The sequence below is a fragment of the Tepidiforma sp. genome, from assembly GCF_034432735.1.
Classification (GTDB): Bacteria; Chloroflexota; Dehalococcoidia; order Tepidiformales; family Tepidiformaceae; genus Tepidiforma.
The window spans coordinates 1-9713 of the sequence record NZ_DAOUBJ010000125.1 but is presented as its reverse complement, the minus strand read 5'-3'; the positions used below and the strand labels follow the sequence as shown (position 1 = coordinate 9713).

The following is a 9713-nucleotide window of genomic DNA, read 5'->3' as shown; positions in this document are numbered from 1 at the left end:
CGGTGAGGTCGGCCTTTCGAATTTCTCGGGGGCGCGTCCTGCCGGCGGCGCGCTCCCTTCCCGCGGCTTGCGAACCGACCAGTAAGGTGGCACGATCGCGGGCCACCACGGTCACCGGAGCACCCCATGCCAACGAACATCGACATCGCCAGCGTTGCCGATATCGCCCGTGTCCACGCTGCCGAACGCCCCGGCGCCGTCGCACTCGTCTACCAGGGCCGCGAAACCACCTACCGCGAACTCGACGAACGCGCCAGCCGCGTCGCCAACGGCCTCATCGCTGCCGGCCTCGGCCCCCAGGCGCGGATCGCCTACCTCGACAAGAACTCCGACCGCTTCTTCGAAGTCTTCTTCGGCGCCGCCAAAGCCAACCAGGTCATGGTCGCCGTCAACTGGCGCCTCGCGCCGCCCGAAGTCGCCTACGTCATCAACGATGCCCAGGCCGAGGCCCTCTTCGTCGGGCAGGACTTCTTCCCCGTCATCGAGAAGGTGCTTCCCGAGCTGCGCACCGTGAAGAAGGTCATCGCCATCGATGCCCCGCACGAGGGCTGGGACCACTACCCCGACTGGCGCGACGGCCAGCCGGCCGACGATCCGCGCGTGCCCGTCGCCCCCGACGACGTCGCCATCCAGATGTACACCAGCGGAACCACCGGCCACCCCAAAGGTGCCCAGCTCACCAACAGTAACTTCTTCGCCCTCCTCCCCACCGCGACCGCCGAATGGGGCCCGCGCTGGACGAGCGAAGATGTCAACCTCGTCTGCATGCCGCTCTTCCACATCGCCGGCAGCGGGTGGGGCATCGTCGGCCTCTTCGCCGGGGCCAAGGATATCGTCCTGCGCGACGTCATCCCGACCGAAATCCTCGCAGCCATCCCCCGCTACGGTGTCACCCGGGCGCTCTTCGTCCCGGCCGTCCTCCTCTTCCTCCTCCAGACCCCCGGCGTTCAGGAGACCGACTTCTCGACCCTCCAGTTCATCGCCTACGGCGCATCCCCCATCCCGCTCGACCTCCTGCGGAACTCCCTCGCCACCTTCAAGTGCAACTTCGGTCAGCTGTACGGCCTCACCGAAACCACCGGTGCCATCACCTACCTCCCGCCCGAGGATCACGACCCGAACGGCAATCCCCGCATGCGCTCCTGCGGCCGCCCCATCGCCGGCGTCGAAATCCGCGTCGTGGACCCCGATGGGAACGACGTCCCCATCGGCGAGGTCGGCGAGATCATCTGCCGCACCAAGCAGGTCATGAAGGGCTACTGGAACCTCCCCGAGGAGACTGCCCGAGCCATCCGCGACGGCTGGTTCTACACCGGCGACGCCGGCTACCTCGACGCCGATGGCTACCTCTACATCCACGACCGGGTGAAAGACATGATCGTCTCCGGCGGCGAGAACGTGTACCCCGCCGAAGTCGAATCCGCCCTGTTCGGTCACCCGGCCGTCGCCGATGTCGCCGTGATCGGCGTCCCCGACGAGAAATGGGGCGAGGCCGTGAAGGCCATCGTCGTCAAGAAGCCCGGCGCCGAGGTCACCCCCGAGGATCTCATCGCCTTCGCCCGCGAACGGATCGCAGGCTACAAGGTGCCGAAATCGATCGACTTCGCCGAGGCGCTCCCCCGCAATCCCTCCGGCAAGATCCTCAAACGCGAACTGCGCGCTCCGTACTGGGCGGGCCGCGAACGTCAGGTCAACTGACCGACCCTGCCGGCTCCCTTCAGCTCGCGCCCGGGCCGGCCGAATCTCTCGGTATGAACGAGTTCGAGGGCGTCGCGGCGCGGCGTCTCGCCCCGCGCTACCCGGCCGACCTCCCGGCGCGCCTGTCGAATGCCGCCGGCGACTACGTCATCGGCCGCCTCGTCGATCTCTCGATGCACGGCGCCGCGCTCCGCGCCGCCGGTTCCGCGAGCGCCGACGGACGCCTCCGCCTCGAGGTCGCGAACCCCGAGGAGGGGTGGCGGCTCGCCATCCCCGCCGACATCGTCGCCATCGAAGCCGACCCGTTCGGCGGCTACGTCCACCGCCTGCGGTTCCGGCTCGACCACGAGACCGCGAAAGCGCTCGCCCGGGTGGTCACAAACCTCCGGCGCCGTTTCAACGCCCGCCAAGCTGCCATCGCCATGGAGCGGCTCGGGCCGCACGGCGCACGCACGCCTCGCCCGCCGGCCGCCTGAACGGCCTCATTCGAGCCCCAACAGCCGCTCCAACCCCACCACCAGCCCCCTCCGCTCCCGTACCTCGCGGATCGCCAGAAGCACGCCAGGCATGAACGAATTGCGCCCCGTGCTGTCCTGCCGGATCGTCAACAGCTGCCCCGGCCCACCGAAGATCACTTCCTGATGGGCGACCAGTCCCGGCATCCGCACCGCGTGGATCGCGACGCCGCCCAGCTCGGCCCCCCTTGCCCCAGCCACCGTCTCTGCCTCGGGCGTACGGTGCTCGAAGGGCCGCCCCCGCACGGCGAGCATCCCTTCCGCCGTTGCCTTCGCCGTCCCCGAAGGGCTATCGACCTTCCCCTCGTGGTGGAGCTCGATGATCTCGGCGTAGTCGAAGAAGCGCGCCGCCTGCTTGGCGAAGTGCATCATGAGGACGGCGCTGATGGCGAAGTTGGCCGCCACTACCACCCCCACCCCTCGCGCGCTCGCCTCCGAATCGAGCCAAGCCATCAACTCCGCCGAAAGCCCCGTCGTCCCGATCACCAAAGGGATACCCCGCTCCAGTGCCGCCTTCGCGATGACCGGCGTCCAAGCGGCGTTCGTGAAATCGACCACCACCTGCGGCTTGGCCTCGTCCAGGCCGACGCCCGCCTCGCGGTAGATCGGGATGCCATCGAGTGCGCCGCGCTCCGCCAGCCCGTCGATGTAGGCAACCGGCGTCATGCCCGGCTCGGCGAGCACCGCCGCTGCCACCTCGCGCCCCATGCGCCCCGTCCCGCTGACGACCACCGAAATCTCGGTCACGCCCGGATTGTAGCCCCTCGCGCCGCTCCCGGCCCGCCACTCACGCCATCTTGGCGAGCATCTCCCGCACCTGCCGGGCGACGAATCCCGGGTCCTCCATCGGGATGAAGTGCGAATACTGCGGCACTGGCACGTCCTCCCCTCGTGGGAAGTGCCGGGCAAGGTCCGGCGCCGTCGGCGAACCGCTCATGTCGGTCATCGCATCTTCAGCGCGCGGTCGGGCGCGCAACACCCGCACCGGCACCTGGAGCGCTTCGATCGCCGCGTAGATGTCTTCGTCGTCCGCACCGTTGTAGGCCCCGGCGTAGACGGCCGCCTCGATGCGCGGCGGACAGGCGAGCACGTAGCCGTCGCCGTCCGGGTTCGGCACCAGCCCGTAGGTGCAGTAGTCGCGCAATACCGCCGGGTCCCAATGCGAAAACGGTGCTCGCCCGCGGAACCGCTCGAACATCTCCTCCGGCGAGGCCCACGTGTTCCGCCGCCGGGCCGCGAAGTGCTCGTCCTCGGCCATCGACCGGCGGTATCCCCGCGGCCCGATGACCGGGTCGACGAGGAGCAGCGCCGCGAACGCGCCCGGTTCGATCTCGGCCGCACGGGTGACGGCGTAGCCGCCCTTCGAGTGGCCCACCCCGAGCGCTCCCCGCAGCCCCAGCTCGCGGGCGATGGCTGCCAGGTCGCGCCCGAAGGCCGGCCACCGATAGGGCGGGTCCGGCTTCTCGCTGAGCCCGTGGCCGCGCATGTCGATGGCCACCGCCCGGACTCCGGGAAGCCGCCGGATAACCTCGTCCCAGCAGCGCGCATGGAAACCTGTCGCGTGGGCGAACAGGACCGTCGGCTCCTCGCCAGCCCACTCGTAAGCCTGCAGCTCGACCCCATCGCCGCGGACCCGAAAGGCGCGGGGCGTATCCATTCGCATCGATTCACCCATGCCGAACAGTCTACCCGGGCGAGCCCGGCCGTTCCTGGTACGCTCTTCCCATGAGCCTCCCGTCTCACCTCGCCGACGCCCTCGCCACCCTCGCCGCCACCCCGACGACGCTCGCCCACCTCGCCGCCGAAGCCGACGACTCCCGCCTCGATGACCTCGACCGCGAGGGCTGGTCGCCCCGGCTGCTCCTCGCCTGGTTCCGCGACGAAGAGGTGCTCGCCCTGCGGCCCGGCCTCGAACGCCTCCTCGCCGAGCCCGCACCCGAGCTTCGCTCGCTCGATCGCGCCGCCTGGCTCGCCGACCGTCACCGCAGCCGCGACCGCAAAGAGCACCTGCTCGGCGACTTCGCCCTCCAGCGCCAGGCGAGCCTCGCTATCGTCCGCTCGCTCGAGGCGCGCCACCTTGCCCGCGAGGGCCGCCTCGCCGGGGAGCCCGTCACCGTCGAGCGCTACCTCCTCCATTGGGCCGACCGCGACCGGGAGCGGATCGCCCGCCTCGAAGCCGCGCTCGGCGAAACCCTCGGCGAGGTGCTCGAACGGCGCCGCCGCATGGTCGAGGAGTTCCACCGCCACGAGCATTGAGGCGTCCCGCTCGCGCCAGGCCCCGCCCCACAGGGCGGGCTACCGGGGCGTCGAGTGTCTCCCCAGCCAGGCCCGCACGAGGTGCAGCTCGTCGTAGCTCACCGCATCCCCCAGTCGCTCCTTCAAGGGGCGCAAGGCGCCGATCGGCAGGCCAGCCGCGGCCCTCCGCACCAGCTCCACCTTCTCGCGCGGTACCAGGCCATCGAGGTCGGCAATCGCCCCCGCGGCGATCAGCTCTGCCAGATGGCTCACGATGGTCGCCGGCGCGAGCGACCGCACCTTCGCCATCTCCTGCACGTCGCGGAGGCCGTCGCGGTAGAGAGAGAGCGTCTCGCGGACTGTCGGCGCGAAGCGTGCCGCATCCCGGCGGGGCGCCCCGGGTGCGCGCGCAGCCGGCGCCGGCCGCTCGCGGGCCGCTGCCGCCCGCGTCAGGGCGAGGAACGCTTCCCCGTACCGTTCGAACTTCGCTAGCCCAACGCCCGGAACAGCGAGCATCTCCGTCCGGTTCCGGGGCCGCAGGCGGGCCATCTCGCGCAGCACCGCATCGTGAAAGATGACGTAGGATGGCACACCTTCGGCCTCGGCGAACGCTCGCCGCGCCGCCCGCAGCTCCTGGAAGAGCGCCTCTTCGGCGGCCGGCCGCTCGGATCCGAGGCTACCTCCTCGCACCGCCAGGCACGGCCCGCAATTGCTGCAGCTGGCGATGGACGGCTCGCCGAAGTACCGCAACAGCTGCGCCCGCAAGCAAGTCCGCGATTTCGCGTAGGCCTCCATCGCCCCGAGCTTTCGGAAGGAGTGCTCGCGGTGGGCCTCGAGCATCGCCGTATCGATGCGCTCTTCGGCCGCCGGGCCGATCGCCGCCAGCGTCCACCCCTGCTTCGCCACGAGCCCCGACTCCACCAGCGCCTGGACCGCCGCATTGAACCCCGGTTCGTCCTCCTCCAGCATCAGGTCGCGCACGTGAACGCGTCGCCCACCTTCTGCTACCAGCGCGCGGTAGATTTCGAGCACCCGCTCCCCGGATGGGTGAGCCTGGTCGATGAAGAATTCCCTGAGCGCCCGGTCTTGCGGGCTGTAGAGCAAGAGGCAGCGTGCCGGCTCGCCATCGCGGCCCGCCCGGCCCGCTTCCTGGTAGTACGCCTCCAACGAATCCGGCAGGTCGTGGTGGATGACCAGCCGCACGTCTGGCTTGTCGATCCCGAGCCCGAACGCGTTCGTCGCCACGATGATGCGCACCGTGTCGCGCGTGAACGCCTCCTGGATGCGCCGTCGGTCGGCATTGGGGAGGCCTGCGTGGTAGGCCGCGCAGCGAATGCCCCGCCGCTGCAGTTCGCTGGTCAGCTCTTCCGTCCTCTTCCGCGTCGCGCAGTAGACGATCGCCGAAGCCCTGCGGAGCCCGGCCAGTTCCTCCGCCACGGTTTCGGCCTTTTCCTTCAGGCTGGCCACCCGCCACGTCTCGAATCGCAGATTCGGCCGGTCGAATCCGGCCACGTGCACCGAGGGCTCCCGGAGGCGGAGCCGTTCGACGATGTCGCGCCGGACCAGCGGGTCGGCCGTCGCCGTCAACGCCACCGTCGGGGGCCACCCCAGCCGTTCTCGGACGAGCCCGAGGTCGCGGTAGCTCGGCCGGAAATCGTGCCCCCACTGCGAGATGCAGTGCGCCTCATCGATCGCCAACCGCGCGAGCGGGATGGCACGCAGCGCCGCCATGAAGCTGCCTGCTTGGAAGCGCTCCGGCGCCACGTAGAGCAGCCGCACTCTCCCCTCCGCGCACGCCGCCAGCACGCGCCGCTGCTCCTCCATTTCCTGGGTCGAATTGACGAACGCCGCCGCCACGCCCATCGCCCGCAACGCATCGACTTGGTCCTTCATCAAGGCGAGGAGCGGAGATACCACCAGCGTCACCCCCGCATCGACCGCCAGCGCCGGCACTTGGAAGCAGATGCTCTTGCCGCCGCCAGTCGGCATCACCACGAGCGTGTCGCGCCCTGCCAGCACGTCGGCGATGACCGCCTCCTGCCCCGGACGAAAGGTGCGAAACCCGAACACCTCGCGGAGGACCGCTCGCGCCCGCTCCAAATCTGCCGCGCCCATGGTCGGGAATGATAGAACATTCGTGCGGAGTCGCACCCCCGCGCCGTGCCGTTCGCGCCGCCCCGGCCCTACTCCCATCCGCCGAGGACGTCGGCGATGACCTTCAACTTCGTCGGGCCGGCAACGAACTCCGGCCGGTACTGGTCCACGATCTGGTACGGCAGCATCCGGATCGTCGCGAGCTTCGCGCCGTGGAAGGTGGCCTCGAGCAGGTACCCTTGCGTGTGCTCCGGCGTCCAAACCTGATCGAAGATGAAGTTCCCGAGTGCATAGGCGATGAACGTGCCGCCCCGGACTTCCGCCGCCTGCACCCAGTGTGCCTGGTTGCCGACCACGAGGTCGGCCCCTGCATCCGCCGCGGCCCGGAGCGCCTTCACGCTCCGCGGGCTCGGCACGTGCGTCTCCTCGAAGCCCGATTGGACGAGCACGATCACCACATCGGCCTGCTCCTTCAGCGCCCGGATGGCGGCCGTGAACCGCTCGAGCGAGAGCATCTCCGCCGGCTTGTAGAAGGCCGGCTCTCGCGGTGGCGTCGACCGCTCGTCCGCGTACGAATCATCGAGCGGCGCCGTTCCCGGCCCCTCCTCCGTTGCCCCGATCTCCTCCGCTGCGATGTCGTCGAACCCGAGAAAGCCGAAGCGCAGCCCGTCGACCTCGAGGATCACCGGCGCCAGCGCCTCGGAGAGGTTCTGCCCGCCGCCGACCGTCGCGATCCCGGCGGCGTGCAGCAGTTCGAGCGTTCGCAGCAGGGCCCGGGCCCCGCAGCCCCCATCCGCACAATCGAACACATGGTTCGTTGCCACCGTCAGGACATCGAATCCCGCGTGCGTGAGGGCGGCGATCACCTCCGGCGGCGAGGTGAGGTTCGTGGTGCTCACGCAGCCGTACGGCACCGCCAAGTCCTGAATCGATCCATCGAGCGACCCCACCGCAATGTCCGCCGCCGCGAGGAAGTCCCCCACGGGCGAGCGGAGCGGACTCGCCCAATCGCCCGTCGCCCGGATTTTCGCCAGCGTGCAGCGCGACATCAGGATGTCGCCCGTGGCCACCACCCTGGTCACCGGCGGAAGCTGCAACGCGATGGCCCGCTCGGTCGCCTCCCGGGCGGCTTCGCCAGCGGGCGTGAAGGCCCGCACCCGCACTCGTTCGGCGAGCGGCCAGGCGGCGAGCTCCCCGTACCCGCGCGCCGGGTCCGCCCCGTCGATGGCTAGCGCGACGAGCGGCGGCCGCAGCCCATCGAACGGCAGGATGGCGAGCACGCCGGAATCGAGCGACGTCTCGGCCAAGAGCGCATCGGCGGATGCGAAAAAGCGAAAGCGGGAGAGGTCGAAGGCCCCCGCGCCGAGCCCGGCGAGGATACCCTGCGCCTCGGCCGGTTCTCCCACGAATGCGGGCTCGATGGTCCGCTCGAATCCGCCGAAGGCCGCCCAGCTCGCCACCTCGCCACGGAGGGCGGCGACCAGCTGCTCGCGCGTCAGCCCATCGAGGCCCGCCCCGGGCGTCCCGGCGGCGACGAACACCCGCACGGGCACCCCCTCGCCGGGCCCTGCCGGTTCGAACGCGAGGTCGGCCACCTCGGCGGCGCCCACGGCCACGAGCCCGAGGCCGGCTGCTGTCGTCGGGAGCATCCCCCGGACGCGCAGGGGCGCCGGCGGCGGGGCCGTCGCCCCCGGGGGCGTTCGGCTGGCCGGCGCGGCCGGCACCGGGGCCCGCGCCGCCTCGACGAGGGCCCACCCGAGAAAGGCGAGACTCAGGCAACAAGCCGCCACGCTCGCGGCGAACCACAGCCGCCACGGGTCCCGGGCCCCCGCCGGACCGGCAGGCTCCATGCGCGCATCCTAGCGCCCCCGCCCACCCGCGTGTCAGCTCGCCCGCGCGTACCAGGTATCGGGCGTCCCCGAGGCCGCTTCGATGAACGAGAAGGCACGGTTCAACACCCGTTCGATCCCCCCGCACGCCTCCTCCACCGCCGCGAGATCGGGCGGGAGCGGCGCCACCTCGCCCCCTTCGACGTCGAAGCCACAGAAAAGCCCGTAGTGCAGCACCAGCCGATTCGCCTGCGCCACCACCCCGGCCAGGCCATCCTCTTCCGGCGTGAGCGTCTCGTCGTGGTGGCAGCGCACCGCCTCCACGAGGTGTCCCGGGAACTTCCACAGCTCCCCGAGTGCGCGCCCCACCTCGTCGTGCGCGTAGCCCGTCGTCATCAGCTCCGCCACGTGGAGCGGCGCCTCGCCGCTGCGCGCCATCCGCACCGCCTCCTCGAACTCCGCAGGCATCACCTGGCGAATCACCAGCCGGCCGATGTCGTGCAGGATTCCCGCCGTGAAGGCATCCTCCGGCTTCACCGTGAAGGACCGCTTCGCCAGGGCCTCGCCGGCCACCGCCACGGCCACGCTGTGCCCCCAAAAAAGGTCCAAATCGAACGTTTCGTTCGGCAGCCGGCGGAACGTGTTCATCAGGCTCGCCCCGACGGCGACTTGCCGCACCTGCTTGAACCCGAGGATGACCACCGCCTCGCGCACCGTCGAAATCCGGCGCGCGAACCCGTAGAAGGCCGAGTTCGAAATGCGAATGAGCTTCGCCGTCAGCGCCTGGTCGGTCGCGAGCACTTGCGCGAGGTCCATCGCGCTCGTACGGTCGTCCTCCGCCATCCCCATCACCCGGGCTGCGACAGCCGGCAGCGGCGGCAGGTCATCGACCCTCGACAAGAGCGTAGCAGCATCCTTACCCATCACGCATTGAGTGTCGGCAAGGCCGCCGGCCAGTGAAGGGAACAATCGGGGAGACGATCCCTCCTGCTGCTGCTCCTCGCCGCCCTGCGCATCCCCTGCATCGACACACCGAACGGCCGGGCGGAGAATCACCGCATGACCGCCCCGCGGCCGCGCGTCGATGTCGTCATCCCCTGCTACAACGAAGTGGGCGTCCTCGAGCAGAGCACCCTCGCCACCCTCGCCCTCTTCAACCGGAACCCGCAATACGATTGGCGGCTCGTCATCGCCGACAACGGCTCTACCGATGGTACCTCCGAGCTCGCGCGCCGGCTCGCGGCCGAGCACCCCCGCGTCAAAGCCCTCGTCCTCGCGGTGAAGGGGCGGGGGCTCGCCCTGCGCGAAGCCTGGCTGCAGAGCGACGCCGAGATCGTCAGCT

The 9713-nt window shown here is 70.4% G+C and carries 9 protein-coding genes; 4 read left to right on the top strand and 5 right to left on the bottom strand.

Features of this window, described 5'->3' with window-relative positions; translation table 11 throughout:
• The first annotated feature begins 126 nt into the window (after nucleotides 1-126).
• Together VAE53_RS11290 and VAE53_RS11285 are read left to right on the top strand one after the other, a co-directional pair.
• Complete coding sequence (locus VAE53_RS11290; RefSeq protein WP_322819466.1) at nucleotides 127-1698, top strand: fatty acid--CoA ligase; 1572 nt, start codon at nucleotides 127-129, stop codon at nucleotides 1696-1698.
• 53 nt (nucleotides 1699-1751) lie between these two features.
• Nucleotides 1752-2174, top strand: coding sequence for a PilZ domain-containing protein (locus VAE53_RS11285; RefSeq protein WP_322819465.1), 423 nt, complete (start codon nucleotides 1752-1754; stop codon nucleotides 2172-2174).
• 6 nt (nucleotides 2175-2180) lie between these two features.
• On the opposite strand, the gene dapB is transcribed toward VAE53_RS11285, so the two are convergent.
• Both dapB and VAE53_RS11275 read right to left on the bottom strand, forming a co-directional pair.
• Nucleotides 2181-2960, bottom strand: coding sequence for a 4-hydroxy-tetrahydrodipicolinate reductase (dapB, locus tag VAE53_RS11280; RefSeq protein ID WP_322819464.1), 780 nt, complete (start codon nucleotides 2958-2960; stop codon nucleotides 2181-2183).
• A gap of 40 nt (nucleotides 2961-3000) precedes the next feature.
• Nucleotides 3001-3888 carry an alpha/beta hydrolase gene (locus tag VAE53_RS11275; RefSeq protein ID WP_322819463.1) on the bottom strand — a complete coding sequence of 296 codons (888 nt, stop codon included), beginning with the start codon at nucleotides 3886-3888 and terminating at the stop codon, nucleotides 3001-3003.
• A gap of 50 nt (nucleotides 3889-3938) precedes the next feature.
• On the opposite strand from VAE53_RS11275, the gene VAE53_RS11270 reads away from it, so the two are divergent.
• Nucleotides 3939-4469 (top strand): hypothetical protein, encoded by a 531-nt coding sequence (locus VAE53_RS11270; protein WP_322819462.1) that lies wholly within the window; start codon nucleotides 3939-3941, stop codon nucleotides 4467-4469.
• Between the two features lie 39 nt (nucleotides 4470-4508).
• Here the strand turns inward: VAE53_RS11270 and VAE53_RS11265 are convergent, their stop codons facing one another.
• From VAE53_RS11265 to VAE53_RS11255, 3 genes are all read right to left on the bottom strand, one after another.
• Nucleotides 4509-6563, bottom strand: coding sequence for a RecQ family ATP-dependent DNA helicase (locus tag VAE53_RS11265; protein WP_322819461.1), 2055 nt, complete (start codon nucleotides 6561-6563; stop codon nucleotides 4509-4511).
• Nucleotides 6564-6631: 68 nt separating this feature from the next.
• Entirely contained in the window at nucleotides 6632-8392 is a 1761-nt protein-coding gene (locus VAE53_RS11260) for a CapA family protein (protein ID WP_322819460.1), read from the bottom strand.
• A gap of 33 nt (nucleotides 8393-8425) precedes the next feature.
• The gene (locus tag VAE53_RS11255) at nucleotides 8426-9295 is read right to left on the bottom strand and encodes an HDOD domain-containing protein (protein WP_322819459.1); all 870 of its coding nucleotides are present in this window, start codon (nucleotides 9293-9295) and stop codon (nucleotides 8426-8428) included.
• A gap of 135 nt (nucleotides 9296-9430) precedes the next feature.
• Between VAE53_RS11255 and VAE53_RS11250 the strand changes: the two genes are divergently transcribed.
• A partial coding sequence (locus tag VAE53_RS11250) for a glycosyltransferase (protein WP_322819458.1) occupies nucleotides 9431-9713 on the top strand: 283 nt, incomplete at its 3' end.

Bases quoted from the DNA above. Each gene is read 5' to 3' on its own strand.
- VAE53_RS11275 (WP_322819463.1), bottom strand. From the start codon at position 3,888: ATGGGTGAATCGATGCGAATGGATACGCCCCGCGCCTTTCGGGTCCGC.
- VAE53_RS11260 (WP_322819460.1), bottom strand. From the start codon at position 8,392: ATGGAGCCTGCCGGTCCGGCGGGGGCCCGGGACCCGTGGCGGCTGTGG.
- VAE53_RS11290 (WP_322819466.1), top strand. From the start codon at position 127: ATGCCAACGAACATCGACATCGCCAGCGTTGCCGATATCGCCCGTGTC.
- VAE53_RS11255 (WP_322819459.1), bottom strand. From the start codon at position 9,295: ATGGGTAAGGATGCTGCTACGCTCTTGTCGAGGGTCGATGACCTGCCG.
- VAE53_RS11285 (WP_322819465.1), top strand. From the start codon at position 1,752: ATGAACGAGTTCGAGGGCGTCGCGGCGCGGCGTCTCGCCCCGCGCTAC.
- VAE53_RS11270 (WP_322819462.1), top strand. From the start codon at position 3,939: ATGAGCCTCCCGTCTCACCTCGCCGACGCCCTCGCCACCCTCGCCGCC.
- VAE53_RS11265 (WP_322819461.1), bottom strand. From the start codon at position 6,563: ATGGGCGCGGCAGATTTGGAGCGGGCGCGAGCGGTCCTCCGCGAGGTG.